Origin of the sequence: Amycolatopsis sp. BJA-103, assembly GCF_002849735.1 — a bacterium.
Lineage (GTDB): Bacteria > Actinomycetota > Actinomycetes > Mycobacteriales > Pseudonocardiaceae > Amycolatopsis.
In genome coordinates, this window is the sequence record NZ_CP017780.1 from 126,051 (window position 1) to 151,314 (window position 25,264).

22 protein-coding genes are annotated in these 25,264 nt (G+C 69.1%); 7 read left to right on the forward strand and 15 right to left on the reverse strand.

All coding sequences use genetic code 11. From position 1 onward, the window contains the following. On the reverse strand, positions 1 to 1,452 hold the full coding sequence (locus tag BKN51_RS00705; RefSeq protein ID WP_101605756.1) for a glutamate synthase subunit beta: 1,452 nt from the start codon (positions 1,450 to 1,452) through the stop codon (positions 1 to 3). Next, positions 1,445 to 5,986, reverse strand: coding sequence for a glutamate synthase large subunit (gltB, locus tag BKN51_RS00710; protein ID WP_101605757.1), 4,542 nt, complete (start codon positions 5,984 to 5,986; stop codon positions 1,445 to 1,447). Before gltB ends, BKN51_RS00705 begins: the two co-directional genes overlap by 8 nt. Before the next feature lie 559 nt (positions 5,987 to 6,545). Between gltB and BKN51_RS00715 the strand changes: the two genes are divergently transcribed. Further along, entirely contained in the window at positions 6,546 to 7,220 is a 675-nt protein-coding gene (locus BKN51_RS00715) for a YigZ family protein (protein WP_101605758.1), read from the forward strand. Here BKN51_RS00715 and BKN51_RS00720 read toward each other — a convergent pair. The 3 genes from BKN51_RS00720 to BKN51_RS00730 all read right to left on the reverse strand — a co-directional run bounded on the left by BKN51_RS00720 (position 7,217) and on the right by BKN51_RS00730 (position 8,709). Next, complete coding sequence (locus BKN51_RS00720) at positions 7,217 to 7,789, reverse strand: GNAT family N-acetyltransferase (RefSeq protein ID WP_101605759.1); 573 nt, start codon at positions 7,787 to 7,789, stop codon at positions 7,217 to 7,219. The genes BKN51_RS00715 and BKN51_RS00720 overlap by 4 nt on opposite strands. Before the next feature lie 40 nt (positions 7,790 to 7,829). Beyond that, a complete protein-coding gene (locus BKN51_RS00725) occupies positions 7,830 to 8,099 on the reverse strand; it encodes a hypothetical protein (RefSeq protein WP_101605760.1) in 270 nt (89 codons plus the stop codon). 130 nt (positions 8,100 to 8,229) lie between these two features. Beyond that, positions 8,230 to 8,709 (reverse strand): Lrp/AsnC family transcriptional regulator, encoded by a 480-nt coding sequence (locus tag BKN51_RS00730; RefSeq protein WP_076164758.1) that lies wholly within the window; start codon positions 8,707 to 8,709, stop codon positions 8,230 to 8,232. Between the two features lie 111 nt (positions 8,710 to 8,820). Between BKN51_RS00730 and BKN51_RS00735 the strand changes: the two genes are divergently transcribed. Beyond that, on the forward strand, positions 8,821 to 9,879 hold the full coding sequence (locus BKN51_RS00735; protein WP_101605761.1) for a Glu/Leu/Phe/Val dehydrogenase dimerization domain-containing protein: 1,059 nt from the start codon (positions 8,821 to 8,823) through the stop codon (positions 9,877 to 9,879). Here the strand turns inward: BKN51_RS00735 and BKN51_RS00740 are convergent. The 7 genes from BKN51_RS00740 to BKN51_RS00770 form a co-directional block, all read right to left on the reverse strand. Next, positions 9,821 to 11,071: an ABC transporter substrate-binding protein gene (locus BKN51_RS00740; protein WP_101605762.1), complete on the reverse strand. Its 1,251-nt coding sequence runs from the start codon at positions 11,069 to 11,071 to the stop codon at positions 9,821 to 9,823. The two genes, BKN51_RS00735 and BKN51_RS00740, sit on opposite strands and share 59 nt — an antisense overlap. Then, positions 11,068 to 12,225, reverse strand: coding sequence for a branched-chain amino acid ABC transporter permease (locus BKN51_RS00745; protein ID WP_101605763.1), 1,158 nt, complete (start codon positions 12,223 to 12,225; stop codon positions 11,068 to 11,070). The genes BKN51_RS00740 and BKN51_RS00745 overlap by 4 nt, the downstream gene beginning before the upstream one ends. After that, positions 12,218 to 13,096 (reverse strand): branched-chain amino acid ABC transporter permease, encoded by an 879-nt coding sequence (locus BKN51_RS00750; protein ID WP_101605764.1) that lies wholly within the window; start codon positions 13,094 to 13,096, stop codon positions 12,218 to 12,220. The genes BKN51_RS00745 and BKN51_RS00750 overlap by 8 nt, the downstream gene beginning before the upstream one ends. Continuing rightward, positions 13,093 to 13,869: an ABC transporter ATP-binding protein gene (locus BKN51_RS00755; protein ID WP_174720379.1), complete on the reverse strand. Its 777-nt coding sequence runs from the start codon at positions 13,867 to 13,869 to the stop codon at positions 13,093 to 13,095. Before BKN51_RS00755 ends, BKN51_RS00750 begins: the two co-directional genes overlap by 4 nt. Continuing rightward, entirely contained in the window at positions 13,866 to 14,675 is an 810-nt protein-coding gene (locus BKN51_RS00760; RefSeq protein ID WP_101612982.1) for an ABC transporter ATP-binding protein, read from the reverse strand. The genes BKN51_RS00755 and BKN51_RS00760 overlap by 4 nt, the downstream gene beginning before the upstream one ends. 179 nt (positions 14,676 to 14,854) lie before the next feature. Then, positions 14,855 to 15,496 carry a response regulator gene (locus tag BKN51_RS00765; protein WP_174720380.1) on the reverse strand — a complete coding sequence of 214 codons (642 nt, stop codon included), beginning with the start codon at positions 15,494 to 15,496 and terminating at the stop codon, positions 14,855 to 14,857. Then, a complete protein-coding gene (locus BKN51_RS00770; RefSeq protein WP_101605767.1) occupies positions 15,466 to 16,635 on the reverse strand; it encodes a GAF domain-containing sensor histidine kinase in 1,170 nt (389 codons plus the stop codon). Before BKN51_RS00770 ends, BKN51_RS00765 begins: the two co-directional genes overlap by 31 nt. 86 nt (positions 16,636 to 16,721) lie before the next feature. Between BKN51_RS00770 and BKN51_RS00775 the strand changes: the two genes are divergently transcribed. Then, positions 16,722 to 19,496: an FAD-binding and (Fe-S)-binding domain-containing protein gene (locus BKN51_RS00775; RefSeq protein WP_369862500.1), complete on the forward strand. Its 2,775-nt coding sequence runs from the start codon at positions 16,722 to 16,724 to the stop codon at positions 19,494 to 19,496. Between the two features lie 267 nt (positions 19,497 to 19,763). Here the strand turns inward: BKN51_RS00775 and BKN51_RS00780 are convergent, their stop codons facing one another. Beyond that, a complete protein-coding gene (locus BKN51_RS00780) occupies positions 19,764 to 20,309 on the reverse strand; it encodes a hypothetical protein (protein WP_101605768.1) in 546 nt (181 codons plus the stop codon). A 51-nt stretch (positions 20,310 to 20,360) separates the two neighbouring features. On the opposite strand from BKN51_RS00780, the gene BKN51_RS00785 reads away from it, so the two are divergent. After that, positions 20,361 to 20,921 carry a TetR/AcrR family transcriptional regulator gene (locus tag BKN51_RS00785; protein WP_101605769.1) on the forward strand — a complete coding sequence of 187 codons (561 nt, stop codon included), beginning with the start codon at positions 20,361 to 20,363 and terminating at the stop codon, positions 20,919 to 20,921. A 76-nt stretch (positions 20,922 to 20,997) separates the two neighbouring features. Then, on the forward strand, positions 20,998 to 22,200 hold the full coding sequence (locus BKN51_RS00790) for a cytochrome P450 (RefSeq protein WP_101605770.1): 1,203 nt from the start codon (positions 20,998 to 21,000) through the stop codon (positions 22,198 to 22,200). Here BKN51_RS00790 and BKN51_RS00795 read toward each other — a convergent pair. Continuing rightward, a complete protein-coding gene (locus tag BKN51_RS00795) occupies positions 22,181 to 23,095 on the reverse strand; it encodes a phosphotransferase family protein (RefSeq protein WP_101605771.1) in 915 nt (304 codons plus the stop codon). The two genes, BKN51_RS00790 and BKN51_RS00795, sit on opposite strands and share 20 nt — an antisense overlap. A 41-nt stretch (positions 23,096 to 23,136) precedes the next feature. Then, positions 23,137 to 23,703 (reverse strand): TetR/AcrR family transcriptional regulator, encoded by a 567-nt coding sequence (locus tag BKN51_RS00800; RefSeq protein WP_101605772.1) that lies wholly within the window; start codon positions 23,701 to 23,703, stop codon positions 23,137 to 23,139. 113 nt (positions 23,704 to 23,816) lie between these two features. Here BKN51_RS00800 and BKN51_RS00805 point away from each other — a divergent pair, with 113 nt between their 5' ends. Further along, positions 23,817 to 25,007, forward strand: coding sequence for a cytochrome P450 (locus BKN51_RS00805; RefSeq protein ID WP_101605773.1), 1,191 nt, complete (start codon positions 23,817 to 23,819; stop codon positions 25,005 to 25,007). Between the two features lie 2 nt (positions 25,008 to 25,009). Beyond that, positions 25,010 to 25,225, forward strand: a complete 216-nt coding sequence (locus BKN51_RS00810; protein WP_101605774.1) for a ferredoxin — start codon at positions 25,010 to 25,012, stop codon at positions 25,223 to 25,225. Positions 25,226 to 25,264: the final 39 nt, after the last annotated feature.

Consider the following 25,264-nt stretch of genomic DNA (forward strand, 5'->3'; position numbering starts at 1 on the left):
TCAGGAGAGGGGCCGGTCGGTCGGGGCGATCGGAGCGGGCAGGACGTCCCGTCCGGTGAGGAACGCGTCGACCCCGGCCGCGGCGGAGCGGCCTTCGGCGATCGCCCACACGATGAGCGACTGGCCGCGGCCCATGTCGCCCGCCACGAACACGTTGTCGACGCTGGTCTTGAACGCCTTGTCACGGGCGACGTTGCCGCGCTGGTCCAGCTCGACGTCGAGCGCCTCCAGCAGGCCTTCCTTCTCAGGGCCGACGAAGCCCATCGCGAGCAGCACCAGCTGCGCGGGCAGTTCCTTCTCGGTGCCCTCGACCGGGACGAACTTGCCGCCCTCGTTGCGCACCTCGACCAGCTTCAGCGCGCGCACCCGGCCGTCGGCGTCGGCGGCGAACTCCTGGGTGTTGACCGAGTACAGCCGCTCGCCGCCCTCTTCGTGCGCGGACGAGACGCGGTAGATCATCGGGTACGTCGGCCACGGGTGCGCGTCGGCGCGCGAAAGCGGCGGCTTCGGCATGATCTCCAGCTGCGTCACCGACTTCGCGCCCTGGCGGTGCGAGGTCCCGACGCAGTCCGCGCCGGTGTCGCCGCCGCCGATGACGACGACGTCGAGGCCCTCGGCGCTGATCGGCGAGACGTCCAGCTCGCCCGCCGCGACGCGGTTGGCGTGCGGCAGGAACTCCATCGCCTGGTAGATGCCCTGATGCTCGCGGCCCTCGATCGGCAGGTCCCGCCACGCCGTCGCGCCACCGGCGAGGACCACGGCGTCGTACGACGACTTCAGTTCCTCGACGGTGAGATCGACGCCGACGTTCACCGAGGTCCGGAACTCCGTGCCTTCGGCCCGCATCTGGTCGAGGCGGCGGTCGAGCCGGTGCTTCTCCATCTTGAATTCGGGGATGCCGTAGCGCAGCAGCCCGCCGATCTTGTCGGCCCGCTCGAAGACCACGACACTGTGGCCCGCGCGCGTGAGCTGCTGCGCCGCGGCGAGTCCCGACGGGCCGGACCCGACCACGGCCACCTTCTTGCCGGTGCGTGCCACCGGCTCCTGCGGCGTGACCCAGCCTTCCTCGAAGGCCCGGTCGATGATCGAGATCTCGACCCGCTTGATGGTGACGGGATCGTCGTTGATCCCGAGCACACACGCCGTCTCGCACGGCGCCGGGCAGAGGGTTCCGGTGAACTCCGGGAAATTGTTGGTCGCGTGCAGCCGCTCGGCCGCCTCGCGCCAGTCGTCGCGCCAGGTCAGGGTGTTCCACTCGGGGATGAGGTTCCCGAGCGGGCAGCCCTGATGACAGAACGGGATGCCGCAGTCCATGCAGCGTCCGGCCTGCTTCTGCAGTTTCGTCGTCGCGAAGTCCTCGTACACCTCGCGCCAGTCCATCAGGCGCAGGTCGACGGGACGGCTCTTCGGCGTCTCGCGAGTGGTGGTCAGAAAGCCCTTGGGGTCAGCCATGTGCGGCCTCCATGATCGCCTCGTTCACGTCGCGCCCGTCGCGCTCGGCCTTCGCCTGCGCCGCGAGCACCCGCTTGTAGTCCTTCGGCATGACCTTGCCGAACCGGTCGACGGCGGCGTCCCAGTCGGCGAGCAGCGCACGCGCGACCGCGGACTCCGTTTCGTTGTAGTGCTTTTCGAGTGCCTCGCGCAGGAAGTCCACATCGGACGAATCCAGTGGGTCGATGTCGACCATCTCCGGGTTCGTCCGGTGCGCCGGCAGGTCGAGCACGTAGGCGATGCCGCCCGACATCCCGGCCGCGAAGTTGCGGCCCACCCCGCCGAGCACGACCACCTTGCCACCGGTCATGTACTCGCAACCGTGGTCGCCGACGCCTTCGACGACGGCCAGCGCGCCCGAGTTGCGCACGCAGAACCGCTCGCCGACCTTGCCGCGGATGAAGATCTCGCCGCTGGTCGCGCCGTAGCCGATCACGTTGCCCGCGATGATGTGCTCTTCGGCGTCGTACCGCGCCACCTCGGGCGGCCGCACGATGAGCCGTCCGCCGGAGAGGCCCTTGCCGACGTAGTCGTTGCCGTCGCCGTAGAGCCGCAGGGTGATGCCCTTGGGCACGAACGCGCCGAACGACTGGCCCGCGGTCCCGGTGAAGGTGACGTCGATCGTGTTGTCCGGCAGGCCTTCGCCGCCCCACCGCTTGGTGAGCTCGTGGCCGAGCATGGTGCCGACGGTCCGGTTCACGTTGCGGACCGGCAGTTCCAGCCGGACCTTGTCCCCGGACGACAGCGCGCCCTCGGCGAGCTGGATCAGCGTGTTGTCGAGCGCCTTCTCCAGCCCGTGGTCCTGCACCGTCTGCTGGTGCCGCCGTCCGGCGGGAGCCATGTCGGGCACGTGGAAGATCGGCGTCAGGTCCAGCCCGGCGGCCTTCCAGTGGTCGATCGCCTTGCGCTTGTCGAGCATCTCGGCGTGGCCGACGGCCTCGGCGATGGACCGGAAACCCAGCTCCGCCAGGTACTCCCGGACCTCCTGCGCGATGAACTCGAAGAAGTTCACGACGTACTCGGCCTTGCCGCTGAACTTCTCACGCAGCTTGGGGTTCTGCGTCGCGACGCCGACCGGGCAGGTGTCGAGGTGGCACACGCGCATCATGACGCAGCCCGAGACCACCAGCGGCGCGGTCGCGAAACCGAACTCCTCGGCACCGAGCAGCGCGGCGATGACGACGTCGCGCCCGGTCTTGAGCTGACCGTCGGTCTGCACCACGATCCGGTCGCGCAACCGGTTGACCAGCAACGTCTGCTGGGTCTCCGCGAGCCCGAGTTCCCACGGTCCGCCCGCGTGCTTGATGGACGACAGCGGGGATGCGCCCGTGCCGCCGTCGTGCCCGGAGATCAGCACGACGTCGGCGTGCGCCTTGGACACACCGGCCGCGACCGTGCCGACGCCCACCTCGGACACGAGCTTCACGTGGATGCGCGCGGCCGGGTTGGCGTTCTTGAGGTCGTGGATCAGCTGGGCGAGATCCTCGATCGAGTAGATGTCGTGGTGCGGCGGCGGCGAGATCAGCCCGACGCCGGGCGTGGAGTGCCGCGTCTTCGCGATCCACGGGTACACCTTCGCGCCGGGCAGCTGGCCGCCCTCCCCGGGCTTCGCGCCCTGCGCCATCTTGATCTGGATGTCGTCGGCGTTGACCAGGTACTCGCTGGTGACGCCGAACCGGCCGCTCGCGACCTGCTTGACCGCGCTGCGGCGCTCGGGGTCGTAGAGCCGGTCCGGATCTTCGCCGCCCTCACCGGTGTTCGACTTGCCGCCGAGCCGGTTCATCGCGATGGCCAGGGTTTCGTGCATCTCCGCGGAGATCGACCCGTACGAGATCGCACCGGTGGCGAACCGCTTGACGATCTCGGAGACCGGTTCGACCTCTTCGATCGGCACCGCGGGCCGCCGGCCGATCTTGAAGTCGAACAGCCCGCGCAGCGTGTACAGCTTCTGCGCCTGGTCGTCGACGGACTTCGTGTACTCCTTGAAGACCTCGTACTTCCCGGCGCGGGTGGAGTGCTGCAGCTTGAACACCGTCTGCGGGTTGAACAGGTGCGGCTCGCCCTCGCGGCGCCACTGGTAGTCCGCGCCGGTCTCCAGCTCGCGGTGGTTCGCGCGGAACCCGTCGCGCGGGAACGCCCGGCGGTGCCGTTCGGCGACCTCCAGCGCGAGCGTGTCGAAGCCGACCCCGCCGAGCCGGGAAGTGGTGCCGGTGAAGCAGTTCTGGACGACCTCGTCGCCGAGCCCGACCGCCTCGAAGATCTGCGCGCCGGTGTAGGAGGCCACTGTGGACACTCCCATTTTGGACATCGTCTTGCGGACGCCCTTGCCCAGCGCCTTGATCAGGTTCGCGGTGGCCTGCTTGGCGGTGGCGCCGGCGATCAGGCCCTGGTCGGCCATCTCCTCGACGGTCGCCATCGCCAGGTACGGGTTCACCGCGGCGACGCCGTAGCCGATCAGCAGCGCGATGTGGTGCACCTCGCGCGCGTCGCCGGCCTCGACGATGAGGCCGACCTGCGTGCGGGTCTTCTCGCGCACCAGGTGGTGGTGCACCGCGCCGGTGAGCAGCAGCGACGGGATCCCCGCGTGGTCTTCGTCGATCCCGCGGTCGGAGAGCACGATCAGCCGGGCGCCCTCGGCGATGGCCGCGGACACCTCGGCGCGGATCTCGTCGAGGCGCCGCACGAGCGCCTCGCCGCCGCCGTTGACGTCGTAGGTGCCCTGCACGGTGACCGACTGGAATTCCGGCAGGTCGCCGTCGTCGTTGACGTGCACCAGCTTCGCGAACTCGTCGTTGTCCAGCACCGGGAACGGCAGCACGATCCGGCGGCACGACGACGCGTCGGCCTCTAGGAGGTTCGGCTCCGCGCCCAGCTGGGTGCCGAGCGAGGTGACCAGTTCCTCGCGGATCGCGTCCAGCGGCGGGTTGGTCACCTGGGCGAAGAGCTGGATGAAGTAGTCGAAGAGCAGCCGCGGGCGGCTGGACAGCGACGCGATGGGGGAGTCGTTGCCCATCGAGCCGATCGGTTCCGCGCCGGTGCGGGCCATCGGTTCGAGCAGGACGTCGAGCTCTTCCTCGGTGTAGCCGAAAGCCTGCTGACGGCGCACGAGCGCGCCGTGCGGCGGGATCTCGCGCTCACGCTCGGGAAGCCCTTCGAGCGGCAGTAGACCGTCCTCGACCCATTCGTCGTACGGGTGCTCGGTGGCGAGCTGGTTCTTGATCTCCTCGTCCTCGACGATCCGGCCGGCGGCCGTGTCCACGAGGAACATGCGGCCCGGCTCCAACCGTCCTTTCCGGACGATCGTGGACTGGTCCAGCTCCAGCACGCCGACCTCGCTGGCGAGGACGACGAGACCGTCTTCGGTGACCCAGTACCGGGCGGGACGCAGGCCGTTGCGGTCGAGGACCGCGCCGATCTGGGTGCCGTCGGTGAAGGACACCAGCGCGGGGCCGTCCCACGGCTCCATCAGCGTCGAGTGGAACTCGTAGAACGCGCGGCGCGCGGGGTCCATCTCCTGATGGTTCTCCCAGGCCTCCGGGATCATCATCAGCACCGCGTGCGGCAGCGACCGGCCGCCGAGGTGGAGCAGCTCCAGCACCTCGTCGAAGGACGCCGAGTCGCTGGCGCCGCGCGTGATGACGGGGTGGATCCGCTTGAGGTCGCCCGGGATCAGCTTGGATTCGAGCAGCGCTTCACGCGCGTCCATCCAGTTCCGGTTGCCGCGCAGGGTGTTGATCTCGCCGTTGTGGGCGACGTACCGGTACGGGTGCGCCAGCGGCCACGACGGGAAGGTGTTGGTGGAGAAGCGGGAGTGCACCAGGCCGATGGCGCTGGTGACGCGCTCGTCGGTGAGGTCGGCGAAGAACTTCTCGACCTGCGGCTCGGTGAGCATTCCTTTGTAGACGATCGTCCGCGAGGACAGGCTCGGGAAGTAGACATCGTCCTCGACGAGCTCGTGCTCGGCGCGCTTGCGCACCACGAACGCGGCGCGTTCCAGCGCCAGTCCGGACAGGGGCTCCTGCCGTCCGGTCAGGAACAGCTGGCTGAAATGCGGCATGGTCTCGGCCGCGCCGGTTCCGACGTGTTCGGTGTGGACGGGAAGGTCCCGCCAGCCGAGCACGCGCAGGCCTTCTTCGGCGGCGACACGCTCGATGGTGGTCATCGCCAGGCCACGCGGTTTTTCGTCCTGGGGCAGGAAAGCCGTCCCGACGGCGTACGCGCCGGGCTCGGGCAGCTCGAAATCGACGACGGCGCGATAGAACTCGTCGGGGACCTGGATCAGGATCCCGGCGCCGTCACCGGTCTCCGGGTCGGCGCCGCGGGCCCCTCGATGCTCGAGGTTCCGCAGCGCGATCAGCGCTTTGGCGACGATGCCGTGATCGCGTTTACCGGAGAGGTCTGCGACGAAGGCGACACCGCAGGCGTCGTGTTCGAACTCCGGGTCATACAGGCCTTCGGGGGCCTTGCTGCCCTTGTAGCTGGCATGGTGGGTCACGGCTGGCCGCCTCCCAAGGCGTCGGCGCGACCGGCAGCACTCCGTTCGGGTGGTTCACAGGTGAACCAGTTAACGAAGTGGTCCGGGACCGCGATGGTCAGTCGAGAGGGAACGATCCTGCCCGCGAAACGGGGGCAGGCCTCGTAGAGCCGCACTGCACTGGGCGGCCGATGCGCTTGTGTGTCTCTTGTGTACTGCCGTGCGCCGGGTGCCGCCAGACCGTTGTGGTGGATGGCAGGCGGGGCGCACGTGTTACTCCCGGGTTCGCCGGTCTTATGACGATAGTGTGAAATCGCTGTTATCGACATACGTCGCTTGGTCGGGGTGGGAAATGCCACGCTGGCGTTGACTTCAAACATCATCTGCCCACTGGCTGGAATGACATGTCCACTGAGTGGAGCACCAGTGCTCTGACCTGCGTAAACGATCGCTCACGTCACTCTATGGTGTGATCTGGATCGCGCATTGGAGTGGGTTTCGCCGGTCTCGCGGTGACCTGGGGTGACCGTCGAATCGCCCGAACGGCAGAGCGGCCCGCCCGGTTTGAGAGGCTTGGCCGATGGCGGATCGTTATCTCACCGTGGCGGGTACCGGGGTCCACGAGATCGAAATCCGGCGTTCACGCTTCCTCTGCGCGCTCGCCCCGGTCACCTCGGAAGAGGAGGCCCGCGCGGTGATCGCGGCCAGGAAGAAGGCGGATCCGGCGGCCCGGCACCACTGTCACGCGTTCGTGCTGGGCGCCGACGGCCGCGCCGGCTCGATGGATTCTCGGCGGGAAAGAGTGCCTCGAATCGAGCGCTCGAGCGACGACGGCGAGCCCGCGGGGACGGCGGGCATCCCGATGCTGGAGGTGCTCCGGCGCCGGGAGCTGACCGACACCGTCGCGGTGGTGACCCGGTACTTCGGCGGGGTGCTGCTCGGGGCCGGCGGCCTGATCCGCGCGTACGGGCAGGCCGTCTCGGAGGCCGTCGACGTCGTCGGTGTGCAGGAGTACCGGCGGCTGCGGCTGGTGGAGGTCGTAGTCGACTACGACCGGGCCGGACGGCTGGAGAACGACATCCGCTCGTCGCCGTACCTGCTGCACGCCACGCGGTTCGAGGACGTCGCGCACTTCGACGTCGGGCACGCGCCGGACGAGGGGGACACCTTCCACGCCTGGCTCGCCGACCTCACCGGTGGTGAGGCCCTCACCGAGGACGCCGGGGAGACCTGGCTCCCCACCGGCCGCGTTTAGTCCTCTGAACGCGACCGGGCACGCCACTCCTCCAGCGTGATGGCGTACTCGACCTCGCCCTCCTCGGTGCCGGGGATCGGGTCGTCGAAGGTCTCGTGATAGGTCCGGACGTGCCGCATCCCGATCTTCTCCATCACCCGCCGCGAGCCCAGGTTCACCGCCATGGTCGCCGCCCAGATCCGCCGCGCCCCGAATTCGGTGAAGCCCTTCTCCAGGAGCGCGAGCGAACCTTCGGTCGCATATCCCTTGCCCCAGGAAGATCGGTTCAGCCGGTAACCCAGTTCGGGGTCGTCGGTGTGATGACCGCGCAGCGGGCGGAAATGGAACCATCCCAGGAAAGCCCCGCCGGATTTCTCGATCGCCGCCCAGAACCCGTAACCGGGGAAACGCTCGTAGTAACCGAGAAAGGCGGGAAGGTCGAGGTTTTCGATCTCCGCCCGGTCGGCGGGTTTGCCCCCATTGAGGTACCGCATGACTTCGGGGTCGTCGTAGAGCGCGAACAGGTCGTCGGCGTCGGCGCCGGTGAACTGCCGCAGCAGGAGCCGCTCGGTCTCCAGGAAGACACGCATCGGCACAGCGTGGCGGCCCGGGGGCACCTGGGCAACCTGTTTACGCGGCCACCTCGGGCCTGACGAGACCTCCCAGCGCCACCGCTCCCGCCTCGGTGAGCAGGGCGGGAACGCGTTCGCCCCAGCGGCCGCCCCGGGAGGGTGCCACCAGGCCGAGATGGGCGAGGCGGTGCGCGGTGTGCTGGTCGCAGCAGGCGAGACCGTCGACGAACAGGTCCGGCTCGCAGCTGCAGCTGATCTCGGCGTGGCCCTCGGCCACCGCTCTCAGGGTGGCCCGCTCACGATGGTTCAGCTCTGTCCGAACGTCCATGGCGTGCCTCCTTTCTGTTCCGCTGTGAACAGTCAAACCCATACCCCGACAGTTTCCGTCTTCTCCGGTGCGAAGTCTTGGATTTCGGGCGTACTCAAGGGTGGTGTGTCGGGTATTCCAGGGTGAAGACCTAGGGGTTGTCACCTGGTATTCGCAGCGGAAGCGATTCCAGCTCGGTCTTGCGCAGATGCCGGAAAATGATCGAACTCCGGAAACCCACGATCTCCTTGCGCTTCGACAAGCGATCCACCAGGAATGAGTGGAGCTGTTCGACGTCCTGTGCGGCGACGTGGATCAGGAAATCATCACTGCCCGCGGTGACGAAGACCGAAAGGACCTCCGGCAATTCCGCGACCGAGCGCTGGAAGGAGTCGATCACCTCCCGGCTCAGCGGCCGCACCTGCGCCGACACCATCGCCTGCACGCCGCGGTTGAGGCTCCGCAGGTCGATGTCCGCGTGATAGCCGCGGATGACACCGCGTTCCCGCAGCAGCCGCGTACGTTCGAGGCAGGTCGACGGCGCGACGCCGACCTTGCGGGCGATGTCGCGGTTCGACTGCCGCGCATCCGCCTGGAGTTCCCGGATGATCGCCGAATCAAGTTCGTCCACACCTGCCCCTTTCTCCGGCATACCGAATATCATTCGGCAAAGCCCCTATTCGCCTGACGAACAGCCTAACTTCGGCGCAACCAGTCGACTAAATGCGCAGGAGGAAGCAGGATGTCCGTACAAGAGCTGGTCGTCCGGCGGGGGCGCCGGTCCGGGGTGACCACGATGGTCGCCGTGCATTCGCGAGTGCTCGGCCCGGCCGTCGGAGGCTGCCGGTTCAAGGTCTATCCGGAGCTGGGCGACGCGATCGACGACGTCCTGAGGCTGTCCGCGGCGATGACCCGCAAATGCGCCGTCGCGGGCCTGGACTTCGGCGGAGGCAAGAGCGTCGTCGCACTCGAACGGGTGCCTTCGCCGGAGCAGCGGCGCGACATCCTGCTCGACCACGCCGACCTCATCGCGTCACTCGATGGGGCGTATCTCGCCGGTCCGGACGTCGGCACCGGCCCGGACGACATGCTCGTGCTGCGCGAGCGGACCCCGCACGCGTTCTGCGTGCCCGAAGAGCACGGCGGCACCGGCTCGTCCAGTGGGCCGACCGCGGTCGGGGTGCTCGCCGCACTGAGGGCAGGGGCGAAGACCGTCTTCGGCGAGACCTCGATGCGAGGGCGCGAAGTGGTCATCAGCGGCTACGGCTCGGTCGGCGCGCATCTGGCGGACGCCCTGGTCGAGGAGGGCGCCGAGGTCACCGTGTCCGATGTGGACGAACAGCGGCTACTGGCCGCCGCGGGACTGGGGCTGCGCCGCGTCGCGCCGGACCGGGTACTCGGCATCGAGGCCGACGTCCTGATCCCCGCAGCCGTCGGCGGGGTGTTCGGCCCCGCCGCCGAGGTCCGCGCGCCGCTCGTCGTCGGCCCGGCCAACAACCAGCTCACCGACGACGCGGTGGCGGACGACCTCGCCGCCAGGGGTGTCCTGTGGATCCCGGATTTCGTCGCGAGTGCCGGGGGAGTCGTCTACACGCTCGGCCGGGAGAAGGAGAAGCTCACGCACGACGAGGCGCTCACCCGCGTCGAGACCCTGGAGGAGACCACGCGAAGGATTCTCGACGCCGCTTCGGCCAACGGCACGACACCGCTGGCCGAAGCGAACGCACTGGCCGAAGCGAGACTCACTTCTGGTGCGGAGCCACGTACTCCTTCGCCTCGGGAGCCTCGAACAGCGGCTTGACGTAGCGGACCCCGCCCTCGGCCGACGCGTCCGGTGTCGCCGCGTACACCTGGCGTGTCGCCGGGGTGCCCGCCTTCGAGAAGTCCAGCGCCGCCACCAGGTCCTCCGTGCTCGCCGACGTCGTCTGCTTCAGCGCCGCGGCGATGCCGTCCCGGGTGAGGTCCTTGTTCTCGCAGGCCTTCTTGAGCACCGCGCCCCACACTTCGCCGACCGCGTAGCCGTAGGGGATCCCGCCGTTCGGGGTCTCCTTGTACGCCGCCTTGTACTTCGCCGCGACGTCCTTGGCCTTGGGGAGGTCGGCGGAGAACGGGACACTGCTGGCGACGATCGTCAGTTTGTCCAGCGCGTTCGCCGCCGGGCTCTTCAACAGCACGGGATCGAACACCGGGTTGTTGCCGAGCACGGGCACGTTCAACCCGAGCGCCTTGTTCGCCGCGAGCGCGGAACCGGTCTGGGCTGGCGTGGTGGTCAGGACGATCGCCTTGACGCCGTCACCCTTGAGCCCGGTGACGATGTTGGTCAGGTCGTTGTCGGTCGAGGTGATCTTGACTTCCTTGACGGTCAGATTGTGCTTCTTGGCGTAGAACTGCGAGCCGCGCAGGCCGTTCTTGCCGTACTCGCCGTCGATGTAGACGTGCCCGATCGTGTCGCCGTCCTTCACCAGGCCTTGTTCCTGGAAATAGGAAAGGCCGTCGATGATCTCCAGGTCGTAGGTCGTCCCGACGATCATCACGTACGGGTTGTCGAGCAGCTCCGAAGACCACGACGCGGGTGCGGCGACGGTCTTGTCCGAGGCGATGTTCTGTTTCAGCGCGGCCACCACCGGTGAGCCGAGCAACTGCACGAACCCGAGCACCTTCGGCTCGATCTGCGGGTACAGGGTTTTCGCCGTGTCCGCCTTGTAGCCGTGGTCGACGGTCTCCAGTTTGACCTGGCGCCCGCACGCCCCGCCCGCGGCGTTGAAGTCCTTGGCCCACAGCTCGTTCCCTTGCGTGATGCCGAGTCCGAGGTTCTTGAAGACCCCGGTCTTGTCGGTCATCACGCCGAGGGTGATCTCCGAGGCCGTCACTCCCTTGCCCGCCTTGACGCCCGAACCGTCCGCCCCCGAGGACCCCGAGTCGCCCGCTTTCGTACTGCACGCCGAGAGGACGAGGACCGCCGCCAGCGCGACGGCCGGATACATGCGTTTCATTTTCCTTGCTCCTCCGGGAGATGACGTTTCTTCGAGGGGGTGATGCGGCGGCCGATCGCGGCGAGCCCGCCCGGTTCGAAAAGCACCACGAGGATGATCGCGGCGCCGTAGACGAACGAGCTGACCAGGATCGGGGTCAGTGCGCCGTCCCCGGTTCCGGAGAACCAGCCGAGATCGGCGGAGTACAGCGAAAGCACCTGCGGCAGCCCGTTGACGATCAGCGCGCCCACCAGCGCGCCGGGCACCGAGCCGAGTCCCCCGATGATCACCATGGCCAGGAAGGCGATGGAGATGTTGATGCCGTACGTGCCGAATTCGCTTTCGTCGGGTTTGAGGATGTCGAACCACAGCACGGTCATCGCGCCCGCGAGTCCCGCGTACGCCGAAGAGACCGCGAACGCGCCCGCCTTGGCCCTCGTGACGTTGACGCCCATCACGGACGCGGCGGCTTCGTTGTCCCGCACCGCGCGCCACGACCGGCCGATCCGGCTGGAGACCGCCGCCCGGGCGATCACGTACGCGAGCACCGTCAGCAACAGGAACAGGTACCAGGTCCGTTCCGCCTGCCGGATCGGCACGCCCATCAGCGCGATTTCGGGGCCGTCGTTGGTGAACGGGAAGCCGAACAGGGAGAACGGCTGGGGCGTGCGCCCGGTCGATGTCCCGCCGGTCAGCGTCTCGGCCGACTGTCCCAAGTAGAGCCCCAGGAACACCAGCGACAGCGACGCGACGCCGAGGTAGATCCCGCGCAGCCGTCCGGAAACGGGGGCGAAGGCCAGTCCCAGTAACGCGGCGATGGCCACCGCGCCGACCAGCGACAGGCCGGGGTCGAGGCCGAGCCCGAACACACGCTCGTCCTCGGCCGGTCCGGAAAGGACGGTGTACCCGGTCGCGCCCGCGAGCAGGAAGAACGCGTGCGCCAGCGACAGTTGCCCGGCCTGCCCGACCAGCAGGGTCAGCCCGATCGCGCCGACCCCGCCGATCATCATGTACTGCCCGGCCTTCAGCCAGGCGGCGTCGAGATACAGCGGGATCGCCAGGAGGACGACGAGCAGCGCGATCCACAGCAGGGCCTTGATCAGCCGTGTCCGATCACGTTTCGCGGGCGGTGCCGGCGGGGCCGGGGCGGGGGATTTCACAGCGGTGTCAGACACGTGTGCTCTCCCTCGTCCCGAACAACCCCGACGGCCGCACCACCAGGACCACGAGCATCACCAGGAAGACCGCGCTCTTGGAGAAGTCGAACGACACGTACTGCGCCGAAAGAGCCTCGACGAGGCCGACGACCAGCCCGCCCACCACCGCGCCCGCGGTCGAATCCAGCCCGCCGAGGATGGCCGCGGGGAACGCCGCGAGCGCGATGGAGTGCGTGCCGCGGGACAGGCCCGCGCCCGAGAAGTCCTGGGTGGCGATGAACAGCACCGCGACCCCGGCGAGCACGCCGGCCACCACCCACGCGGTCGCCGTCACCCGGGAACTGCGGATCCCCATCAGCGCGGCGGCCTCGCGGTTCTCGGCCTGCGCCCGCATCGCGACACCCCAGTTCGAGTACTTGAACGCGAGGGTGAACGCGGTGATCAGCACGGCCGCGACGAGCAGCGCGACCAGATGCGTGCGGAACAGCGTGATCCCGCCGATCTGGAACGGCTGCGCGTCCCAGGCGTCGCCGAGGAACGGCAGGGTGACGCCGAGCCGTCGCACGATCTCCTCGGTGATGATCACGTCGACGCCGATGGTCAGCAGCGCCAGGCTGTTCGCGTCCGCGTGCCGCGAGCGGGACAGCAGCAACCGTTCCAGCAGGAGGGCGAGCAGCCCGGCGGAGACGATGCCGACCAGGGAAGCGCCCGCCCAGCCGAGCGATTCGCGGGTCACCACGACCAGGTAGCCGCCGAAGAGCACGAGTGAGCCGTGCGCGAAGTTGACCACTTCGGTCGCCTTGAAGATGATCACGAAACCCAGCGCCAGCAACGCGAACACCGCGCCCTTGCCGAGTCCGTTCACCACGAGTTGCAGGAAGGTGTTCACGCGGTGGCCTCCGTGCCGAGATATGCCCTGATCACGTCCGGATCCGACTGGACCTCGGACGGCGTCCCGTCGGCGATGCGCTTGCCGAAGTCCAGGACGGTGACCCGGTCCGCGATGCCCATCACCAGCCCCATGTCGTGCTCCACGAGCAGGATCGAGATGCCGAGCGCGTCGCGGACGTCACGGATCGTCCCGGCCAGCTCGGCGGTCTCGGTCGCGTTCATCCCGGCCGCGGGTTCGTCGAGCAGCAACAGGACCGGTTCGACGGCGAGCGCGCGGGCGAGGTCGACGCGCTTCACCGCCCCGTACGGCAGCGCCCCGACCGGGAGATCGACGAGCGCGCCGATCCCGAGGAAGTCGCAGATCTCCTTGGCCCGCGCGGAATGCCGCCGTTCGGCCCGGGTCGTCCATGGCAGCCGGAGACCGCAGGCGAGGAATCCGCCCTTGGTCAGCGCGTGCCGTCCGAGCATGACGTTGTCGAGCACGGTCGAGCCGGGGGAGAGGGCGGCGTTCTGGAACGACCGGCCGACACCGAGCCCGGCCAGCCGATGCGGCGCGAGTCCGGAAAGGACGGTGTCACCGAGCCGGACGCTGCCCGCGTTCGCCCGGTAAAGGCCGCTGATCACGTTGAAGCAACTGGACTTCCCGGCACCGTTCGGGCCGATGAGCGCGTGCAGCGAACCGGAGGCGACGGTGAAGGAGACGTCGTCCAGCGCCCGGATCCCGCCGAAGCGCAGGGTCACGTTCGTGACGTGCAACTCGGGCGGCGTCATCCGGCCCACCTCGAAAGGCTCCGGCCCGCGAGGTGCTCGCGGGCGTCCGCGGCCTCGGCTTCGGCGGTGGCCTGCGATTCGGCGTGGCCGCCGAGGTAGAGCCGCTGGACGTCCTCGCTCGCGGTGAGTTCGGCCGTCGTCCCGGCCAGCGCGACCCGGCCCACTTCGAGGACGATCGCGTGGTCGGCCACGCGCAACGCCATCACCGCGTTCTGCTCGACCAGCACCACGGCGGTGCCCTGATCGTGGATCTCGCGGATGATGGCGCCGATCTGTTCGACGATCTTCGGCGCGAGGCCGAGCGACGGTTCGTCGAGCAGCAGCAGTCGCGGGCCGGACATCAGCGCGCGGCCGATCGCGAGCATTTGCTGCTCACCGCCGGAAAGCAGGCCCGCGCGTTGTTTGGCCCGCTCGGACAGGACCGGGAAGAGTTCGTCGACGCGTTTCCTCGCGGCGGCGCGCTGCCCGGGGGAGCGGGCGCCGATCCCGCCCGCGCGGAGGTTCTCCTCGACGGTCATCCGCGCGAAGACCTGACGGCCTTCGGGAACACCGACGACGCCCAGCCCGACGATGCGAGCCGGATCGAGCCTGGTCAGCGACTTGCCGTCGTAGCGGACCTCGCCGGCGGAAATCGAGCCGCGGTGCATGCGCAGGGTGCCGGAGACGGTCCGCAGCAGGGTCGATTTCCCGGCGCCGTTGCTGCCCAGGACGGCCAGTACTCCATCGGGTGAAACATCGAGGTCGACCCCGTGCAGTGCGGCCACCGATCGGCCGTACCGCACCTGAAGATCACGGACACTCAGCAAGCCGCCTCCTCCGTCCGTGTGACGCGAGTCACGATCGGTGGCGGTCATCCTGCGTGGGCACCCTCCGCCGCGTTACCCCCACTTGGAGACCCACCCGGCTACAAAACGGACACGGCGCAACTCGTCCTCTGGTTGCGGTAGTTGCACGTGCAAGTACCGCAACCAGAGGACGAAACGCGTCAGAGGAGGCCGGCTTCGGAGGCCTTGCCGATGGCTTCGACGCGGTTGCGGGCGCCGAGTTTGTGCAGCGCGGACTGCAGGTACGTCTTCACCGTGTTCCGCGCCAGCCCGGTCGATTCCGCGATCTCCGGATTCGTCTGTCCCTGCGCGGCCAGCCGCAGGACCTCGTACTCGCGCCGCGTCAGGCCGCTGCGGGCCAGCGCGTCGGACCGCTGGCCGTCGTCGGGGAAGATGCGCGGATCGACGACCCGGTCACCCTTCAGCACCTGCCGCAACGCGGCCACCAGATCCGTCCCGGCGACGTCCTTGAGCAGGCAGCCGTGCGCCCCGGAGTCCAGCGCGGCCCGCACGCCCTGATGGTCGCCGTGCGCGGTGAACACCACGATCCGCCCGGCCGGGTGCACGCGCCGGAGCTCGGCGATGACCTCGGGCGCGAGCATGTCCGGCAGCCGCAGGTCCAGCAGGATCAACACCGGTTTCAGCTCGCCCGCCCGCTGGATCGCGGCCCGGCCGGTCTCGGCCGAACCCACCACGGTCATCGCCGGGTCGTAGCGCAGCAGCAGGCTCACCCCGTCGCGGACCACCGGATGGTCGTCCACGACGAGCACGGTCACCGGCGACGGCACGGTTCCGGCACCCAAGCGCGCAGTGTGCACCCGTCGTCCTCGTCGTGGACCAGGCTGACCCGGCCGCCGAGCCGCGCGGCGCGTTCCGCCAGCGCGCGCAGGCCCATCCCGGTCCCCGGTTCCGGTTCGTCACCACGATGACCGGTCCCGTCGTCGGCGACGACCACCTGCACGCCCTCTTCGCTGGGCAGCAGGCTGACCACGACCGACAGCGCGTCGGCGTGTTTCTCGACGTTGAGCAGGCCCTCCCGGACGGCCGCGACCAGCAGTCCGGTGCGTTCGGCGTCCAGTCGCGGCACCGGCGCGAGCTGGACGAACCGCGCCGGGACGCCGCAGCGGGCCTGGAACGAGCGGCAGTGCTCGGCCAGTTCCACCGGCAGCGCGCGCTCCGGACTCGACTCCGACAGCGCCAGCAGCGACTCGCGCAGTGCCCGCGACGCGGCCGACACGTCGCCTTCCAGCCGCCGCAGCCGCGATTCGAGCGCCGGGTTGTCGCTGATGTCCTCGTGCAGGTTCCGGACCTGGACACCGATGGAGAACAGCAGCGCGCCGACGGAATCGTGCAGCGCGCTCTGCATGCGGAGCCGCTCGGCGGACAACGCCGTTTCGCGGTCGGCCTCGGCGACCGACGCCAGTTTCAGCGCCCGGCCCGCCTCCCCGGCGATCTCTACGAGGGATTGGACGGCGTCGTCGCCGAAGTCGCGCGGCTCGCGCATGGCGGCGTACGCGATGGCGACGGTTTCGGTCCCGTTGACGATCGGGACGGCGATCATCGCGGCGAGACCCTCGCCGCGGACCTGCGCGTCGAACTGGTGGGTGATGCTCGGCGAGCTGACGTAGTCGTTCACCCGCACCGGCCTGCCCAGCGCCAGCACGCGGCCGCCGATGCCCTGGCCGATCGGCACGGCGAGGTCCTGCAGTGCGTCCGTGCGGGTGCCCGACATCCAGCGGATCACCGCCTGTTCGGGTCCGGTCAGCTCGGCGACGAAACCGGAATGCGTGCCGATCGACTCGCGGATCAGCCGGGCGGTGCCGTTGAGCGCCGCGACCCTGTCGAGGGTGGCGAGCAGCGCTTCGCGCTCGCGCAGAAGCCCGCCGAGCACCGCGCTGTGCTCGGCGGCGAGTTCCGTCGCGACCTGGCGTTTCGCCGTCACGCGCTCACGATCGCACACCGGACGTGGTTTCCGACACACCCGTCCGGAGAGGTTCGCCGATGCGTTCTCGCCCCCGGTTGTCTTGAATGGACTCCGTGGAGATCCTGGCCGACGCCGCGACACTGGCTCTGTACACGACCGACGCCTCCAACTACCGGCACGTGCCCCAGGGCGTGGTGCTGCCGCGGAGCGTCGACGAAGTGATCGCGGCCGTCGCCGCCTGCCGGGAGGCCGGGCTGCCGGTGATCGCCAGAGGCGGCGGCACCAGCGTCGCGGGCAACTCGTGCGGGCCGGGCGTCGTGATCGACCTGTCGCGTCACCTCGGCGGGGTCCTCGACCTCGATCCCGGGGCGCGCACGGCGCGGGTGGCGCCCGGGACCGTCCTCGACGACCTCCAAGCGCTCGCCGCGCCGCACGGGCTCCGCTTCGGCCCCGATCCGTCGACGCATTCGCGCTGCACGATCGGCGGGATGATCGGCAACAACGCCTGCGGTTCGCATTCGGTCGCCTACGGGCGCACGGTCGACGTCGTCCGTGAACTGGACGTGCTGCTCTACGACGGCACCCGGCTGACCGTCGGGCCCACCTCACCGTCCGAAGTGGACGAGCGAGCGGCCAAGCCCGGTACGGAAGGCCGGGTCTTCTCGGAGTTGCGCGCGCTCGTCCGGGACAACCTGGCGTTGCTGCGCACCGAGCTGTCCTCGTTCAGCAGGCGGGTGTCCGGGTACGGGCTGGAACACCTGTTGCCGGAGAACGGTTTCGACGTCGCCAAGGCGCTGGTCGGCAGCGAGGGCACCTGCGTCACCGTGCTGGGGGCGACGGTCTCCCTCGCCGAGGTGCCGAAACGCAAGGTCCTCGCGGTGCTCGGCTTCGAGTCCGACATCGCCGCGGCCGACGCGGTCCCGGCGATCCTGCCGTGGTCGCCGCTGACCGTGGAAGGGGTCGACGCGGACCTCGTCGCACTGCTGGAGCCGGGCCGTGCCGACGGACTCCCGCCGGGTGGGGCCTGGTTGTTCGTCGAGATGGAAGACCCGGACAAGGCGCGCGACCTGATCGCCGGGCTGCGGGGCGCGCTGACCGGATCCGCGCTGCTGGACGACGCGGCCGCGCAGAAGCGGCTGTGGCGCATCCGGGAGGAGGGCGCCGGTCTCGCGACGCGGCTGGCCGGTGGCGAGGAAGCCTGGCCCGGCTGGGAAGACGCCGCCGTCCCGCCCGCGCGGTTGGGCGCCTACTTGCGCGAGTTCAAGGAACTCATGCGGAAGCACGGCCGCAAGAGCGTCGTCTACGGCCACTACGGCGAGGGCTGCCTGCATCTGCGGCTGGACTTCGATCTCCTTTCCCCGCACGGGATCGCCGGATTCCGGTTATTCCTCGAAGAGGCGGCCGACCTGGTCGCCGCGCACGGCGGCTCGCTGTCCGGGGAACACGGCGACGGCCAGGCCCGCTCGGAACTGCTGTCCCGGATGTACAGCCCCGAGATCCTCGCGCTTTTCGCGCGGTTCAAGGGGATCTTCGATCCGGCGGGCAGGATGAACCCCGGCATCCTCGTCGATCCGAGGCCGGTCGACGCCGATCTCCGGGTCCGCCGGGCACCGCTCGCACTGGAGGACGTCACCGCGCTCGCGTACCCGGAGGATCAGGGGAGCTTCGGGCAGGCGATGCGGCGCTGCGTCGGCGTCGGGAAATGCCGCAACACCACCGGCGCGGGCGTGATGTGCCCGAGTTATCGCGCCACTCGCGAGGAAAAGCACTCGACACGCGGGCGCGCGCATCTGCTCGCCGAGATGGTCAACGGCGAGCTGATCACCGACGGCTGGCGTTCGGAAGAAGTCGCCGAGGCGCTGGATCTCTGCCTTTCGTGCAAGGGCTGCCTCTCCGACTGCCCGGTCGATGTCGACATGGCGACCTACAAGGCGGAATTCCTGCACCAGCACCACAAGGGGCGGGTGCGCCCGGCATCGCACTACTCGATGGGCTGGCTCCCGGTGTGGCTGCGCGCGGCCTCGCTGGCGCCACGGCTGGCGAACACGATGTCGCGCCGGTTCTCCGGCCTGCTGAAGAAATTCGGCGGGATCGCACCGGAACGCGAGCTCCCGACGTTCGCCCGGACACCGTTCACGCGACGCCGCGACGACCTCAAACGCTGGGCGACCGGTCCCCGGCGCGTGGTGCTGTGGCCCGATTCTTTCAACAACTACCTCACGCCGGACGTCCTCGACGCCGCGGCCGAGGTGCTCATCGCGGCCGGCTACGACGTCGTCCTGCCCGATCGCGGCGTCTGCTGTGGCCTCACGTGGGTGTCCACCGGGCAGCTCGACGTGGCGAAGAACGTGTTGCGCCGCACGCTTTCCGTCCTCGAGCCTTACCTGCGGTCGGGGTATCAGGTGGCCGGGCTGGAGCCGAGTTGCACGGCTCTCTTCCGCGGTGATCTGGAGGCGCTCCTGCCCGGTGACCCGGTGGCGAAACTGCTCGCCGCGCAGACCCGCACCTTCGCCGAACTCGTCGAAGACTCACCGCTGGAATTCCGTTCGCTGGACGTCGAAGCGCTCAGCCAGGTCCACTGCCACCAGCACGCCGTGCTCGGCTTCGGCGCCGACGAGGCCGCGATGCGCGCGGCGGGTATCCACAATTCCACAATGGACTCCGGTTGCTGTGGATTGGCTGGCAACTTCGGTTTCGAACGCGGCCACTACGATGTTTCCGTCGCCTGCGCCGAAGACCGCATGCTGCCCGCGATCCGCGCCGCGGCCGAGGGCACCGAAGTGGTCGCGGACGGGTTCAGCTGCCGGACGCAGATCGAGCAACTCGACGGACGCAAGGCCGTGCACCTGGCGGAGCTGCTACGACGCGCGCTGCCGTAGTGCGTCGCAGGACGGTTCTCTTGAGGGGTAAGCCAAAGGTGGCACGCTCGTGCCGTCCTTCGGCGCCGGTCGCGGGGCAGGTGTTGCGAAAGCCACTTTCGCAACGTTGAAGGTTGCGAAAGTGGCTTTCGTAACACTGTCGGCCCGGGCAGCCCGTGCCTGAACAAGGGCGGGTGCGTCGTTCGTGGCGAAGGGAGCCTTCAGCGCCGGACCGCGTGGGTCGAGTTGGTCGTGAGTGGCGATTCGGGTTCTAACCCGAAACGCCACTCACGACGTGCGTTGCGCCAGAGCGTCGCGTTCGGCGTACTTCTTCAACGTCAGCAACTGTTTCCGCATCATGATCAGGTCGCCCCAGCCGAGCAGGAACTCTTTGAGGCGGCCACGGAAACCCTGGGAGGTCACGACGATGCGGCACAGCATCCGGCACGATCGCTCGTCGATCGGCTCGACCGAGTAGGTGGCGGCCACCGGGCCGAACAGGTTCTCGGACTTGGCGAAAGTGCGCCCCGTGAGGCTGTGCCCCCGCTCCACCTCGGTCAGCTCGAACACGATCAGCGTGTCGCCGGGAGCGAGTTCGTCGGCGCCGGGGGTGAGGGTGCGCGGACTGCGCTTGCCCAGGTTGTCGAGCAGGTCGTAGCTGTAGGGCGCGACCGAGATCTGACAGAGCCAGCGGTAAGCGAGCGCGGCGGGCGCGTGCACGGTGACGGCGCGGTCGAAGAGCGCGACGGGGCCGTCGAGCAGAGTGTCCGCCGGCTGCGCGCGCCGGCGTTCGTCCGGGGTCGCGCCCCAGTTCGCGGGTGATCCGAAAGGCATGGCCGCCTCCGTACGGTGCCGTATGGTTTTCCGTACGGTAGCGTATGCAAGGTGGCCGGGAAACGGAAGCTCGCCCGTGAAGATTGGGCCGACGCGGCGCTCGAAGCGCTGTGCGAAGGCGGGGTCGCCGCGATCGCCGTCGAGCCCATCGCCGCGAAGCTCGGGACGACGAAAGGCAGTTTCTACTGGCATTTCGCGAACCGGGACGCCTTGGTCGAAGCCGCCGTGCGCCGCTGGGTCGAGCAGGACACCGAGGCGCTGATCACCCTCCTGGACGGGATCTCGGATCCGGTGCGACGGCTGCGCGAACTCTTCGAGCTCGTCTTCGGGGCGAGGGACGAAGAACGGGCCGAGCTGGCTCTGCTCGCTCACGCCGGTGACCCGGTGATCGGCCCGCTGCTCGCCGAGGTCACCGCGCGGCGCGTCGAGTTCATCGTCCGGTGCTTCCGGGAGATGGACTGCCCCGAAGCCGAGGCACGGCATCGCGGCCTGCTGGCCTACACGGCCTTCATCGGGTTGATCCAGGCGCAGCGGGCGAGCGGCGGGACGCTGCTGTCCTCGGCCGAGCGGCCGGATTACCTGGAGTTCCTGCGCGGGATTATCACGCGGTGAGAAGGATCTTCGGCTCTTCGGGCGGGTGATCGGCCGGAGTCTTCCGGCGGTGCTCCCCGCCACTCATCATCGGCCCATGACAGCCACGTATCCCGCGGCCAAGAACCACGCCGCGACCCCGATGGGGGAGATTTACGCGGAGTATCCGCCGATGTCCCGGGTCGTCTTCCCCAGTGGTTGCGAAGGCTGGCTGGTGACCCGGTACGAAGACGTCCGCCTGATCTTCTCGGACACCCGGTTCTCCCGGAATCTGCTCGCGCCCGGCGCGCCGTGTCTCATCGAGCCGGGTGATTTCTCCACCGGTGACCACAGCATCCTGAACATGGACCCGCCGGATCACACGCGGCTGCGGAAGCTGTCGGCACCGGCCTTCACCGTCCGCCGGATCGCCGGGCTGCGGCCACGGATCCAGGAGATCGCCGACGGCCTCCTGCGCGCGATGCGCCGGCACGGTCCTCCGGTGGATCTCGTGGAGATGTTCGCCTTCCCCCTGCCCACCGCGGTCATGTGCGAGATCCTCGGCGTCCCGTTCGAAGGCAAGGAACGGTTCCGCCAGTGGTCGCGGGTGATCGTCACGCCGATGGCGTACACGCCGGCGGAAGTGGCGCAGGCGCGGCGTGACGGTGCGGACGACATGACGGCACTCGTCGCCGTCAAGCGGGCGAATCCGGGCGAGGACCTGCTGAGCGTCCTCGTGCACACCCGCGACGAGGACGGTGACCGGTTCACCGAGGCCGAGTTGATCGACCTGGCCACCCAGCTCCTGCTGGCCGGGCACGAGACCACGGTCAGTCTGATCGCGACCGGGATCGTGCTGCTGTCGGGGAATCCGGAGCAGCTCGCCGCGCTGCGCTCGGATCCCGGCCTGACGGCGGGGGCCATCGAGGAGATCATGCGGTTCGACGGACCGGCCGACGCGTCGCTGCTCCGGGTCGCGCTGGAGGACGTCGAACTGAGTGGCGGCCTGGTCCGGCGCGGTGAGGCCGTGCTGGCGCACGCCGGCGCGGCGAACCGTGACGAGTCCGCCTTTCCCGGCGCTTCGCGGTTCGACATCCGGCGCCGGAACGCACCGCAACTCGGCTTCGGGCACGGACTTCACTTCTGCCTCGGCGCGGCACTCGCCCGGCTCGAAGGGGAGATCGCGTTCCGGACACTGCTCGACGGCCTCCCCGGACTGGATCTCGCCGTGCCGCTCGCGGAAATCGCGTGGCGGCCGCCGCTTTCGCTCCGCGGCCCGGAGGCCGTGCCGGTGACCTGGGCTACCACCAAGCGCGGCTGAGGCTCTCCAGCGTCGGTTCTTCCGGGGCCGGGAGAACCTTGAGGTACCACGTGAAATTGCTGTAGACGTGCAAAAGCGCGTACGCGAGGCAGCGGCGCGAGAACTCCTCGTCGGGTTCCGCGCCGTACCCGGCGAGCAAACGCCGCAGGAAGTCCTTGTCACCGCCGGAAACGAACAGGCCGACGGCGACGAAGTCGTACTCGGCCGCGCCGCGCATCGCCGGTTCGAAATCGAAGAGCCCGGTCAGTCGCGGGCGTTCGCCGTCGTGGGCGACCATGACGTGGTCGCGCATGAACTCGGTGTGCAGCGGGACGACAGGAGGCGAGCCCAGGTCTACGGAATCGAGGAACGCCGGGATCTGCGCGATCCAGGCCTCGTCGAGGCCGGTCCGGCGGTGATGCTCGACGGCGTTCGCGCGCTGCTCGGCCACGAACGCGGCCCAGTCCGGCGGATCGAGGACGTCCAGCCGCGTGTCGCGCAGGGAATGCAGCGTGGACAGCGCCTCGCCGAGTTCGGGGGCGAGCCGGTGTTTGTCCTCTGTGGACAGTTTCGGCCAGGCGTCCTTGAGCGTTTCGCCGCGCAGGCGTTCCATGAGCACGTAACCCCAGCCGTCCCGCTCGCCGACGTCGTGCACGGCGGGTGTCGGGATCGGCAGCTTCCCGTGCAGGACTTCGAGCATCGTCCGCTCGGTGGGGAGTTCGTCGAGGTGTACCGGCGGGAACAGTTTGAGGACCAGGTCTTCGCCGATGGCGTAGACCGGCAGCGAGCCCTCGGTGAACGGGACGGCTTCGCCCAGGCCGAGCGATCCGGTCAGCGACGTCACGGCCGGAAGAAGGTCCTGCCTGGTCAAGCAGTCGAACTCGGCTTCGGTGCCGGCGGGCGGGAACGGGATCACGCGACCGACCGTAGAACAGCGGACCGCGGATGGCGACGTGATTACCCGCTGCGCTCCAGCAGCGTCCGGGCCGCGCCGAGGACGAGGCGGCAGACGTCGTCGGGATCCGCGCTGGCCAGGGGTTCCTTGCCGGTGATCTCGCGGACCAGGCCGATCCCGAGCAGCCAGGCCAGGATGAGGTCGGCCCGCAGATCCGCGTCGTCGGCGTCGGTCAGCGTGGCGAGCACCTTCGCGTACTCCTCGCCGAGCTGCCGCCGGACGGCGCCCGCCGCGCTGTCGTGCCCCGTCGAGCGCAGGTAGGCGTCGAGGGTGCGGTCGCGGCCGGTGTCGGACTCCAGCATGCTGCGCAACGCCGTCCCGAGCAGTTCGTCCGGCGGCGTGGTGGCGATCTGCTCGCGTCCGCCGCGCGCCAGGACCTCTTCGAAGAGCGCGTCCTTCGACCCGAAGTAGCGGAACAGCAGCGCTTGATTGGCTCCGGCGAGCTTCGCGATGTCGCGCACGGTCGTCCGATCGAAACCGCGCTCGGCGAACAGCGCCGCCGCCGCGTCGAGCAGGGCCGCCTTCGTCGCGGCCGCGTCGCGCTTGCGGACCTGCGGTTCTTCCGTCATCGGGCACAGGCTAGCCGGACGTCGCACGGTAGGCGCATTGACGCTCACCGTGATCGTGGTTAGCGTTGTAAGCAGTTGCTTACAAACCGCCGAGCCGGGGGGTTTCCGGACAAATGACCACCACAGACGCCGAATTCATCGCCTACCCGTTCAACCAGGACACAGGACTCGAACTCGACGAGGCCTACGCCACCGCCCGCGACACCAAGGGCATGCTCCGCGTCCGCCTCCCGCACGGCGAGCCGACGTGGCTTGCCACCCGGTACGCGGACGCGCGGTTCGTCCTGGGTGATCGGCGGTTCTCCCGCGCGATGGCCACGGACAAGGACGAGCCGCGGATGGCGCCGGGCAGGCGGCCCGGCGGCATCCTGGCCATGGACCCGCCCGACCACACCCGGCTGCGCACGCTGGTCGCGAAGGCGTTCACCATGCGCCGCGTCGAACTGCTGCGGCCGCGCGTCGCGGAGCTCGCGGCGGGCCTGATCGAGGACATGAAGGCCAAGGGACAGCCCGCTGACCTGGTCGAAGACTACGCGCTGCCGATCCCGGTCGCGGTGATCTGCGAACTGCTCGGCGTCCCCGTCGAGGACCGGCCGAAGTTCCGCGTGTGGAGCGACGCCGCGCTGTCGACCAGCCCGTTGACCACCGAAGAGATGATGGCCAACCAGGAAGAACTGCGGGCGTACATGCACGTGCTCGTCGAAGAGCACCGCGCCCGGCCCCAGGACGACCTGATGACCGCGCTGATCGAAGCGCGCGACGTCCGCGACAGGTTGAGCGAACTGGAACTGGTCGACATGTGCATCGGCATCCTGATCGCCGGGCACGAGACCACCGCCAGCCAGATCCCCAACTTCGTCTACGCGCTGCTCGAGCAGCCGGAGCAGCTCGCCCGGCTGCGCGCGGACCTGGACCTGATCCCGGCCGCGGTCGAGGAACTGCTGCGGTTCGTCCCCCTGGGTGCCGGAGCCGGGTTCGCCCGCTACGCCACCGAAGACGTCCAAGTGGGTGACGTGCTGGTGAAGGAAGGCGAGCCGGTGATGGTCGCGATCGGTGCCGCCAACCGGGACGCGCTCCAGTTCAGCTCGGCGGAAACCCTCGAATTCGGCAGGGAAGCCAATCCTCACCTCGGTTTCGGGCACGGCGTGCACCACTGTCTCGGTGCTCCGCTGGCCAGGCTGGAACTGCAGGAGGCGTTGAAGGCATTACTGCGAGATTTCCCCGGACTGCGCCTCGACGGCGATATCGTGTGGAAGACGCAGATGCTGGTGCGGGGGCCCCGCTCCATGCCGATCGGATGGTGAGCATGAGCTGGAAAGTCGAGGTCGATGGCGGTACGTGCATCGGCTCGGGGATGTGCGCCGCCTTGGTGCCGGAGGTCTTCGAACTCGAAGGCGCCACGGCGAAGGCGGTCGCGGGAGAGGTGAACCCGGACGAGATGGTGCTGGACGCGGCGGACTCCTGCCCCGCGATGGCCATCGAAGTGCTGGAAAAAGGCGAGGTGATCGGGCCGCGGCCCTGATGTTCGCTCGTTAATGCGTGGCGGTCGTCGGTGAACAGG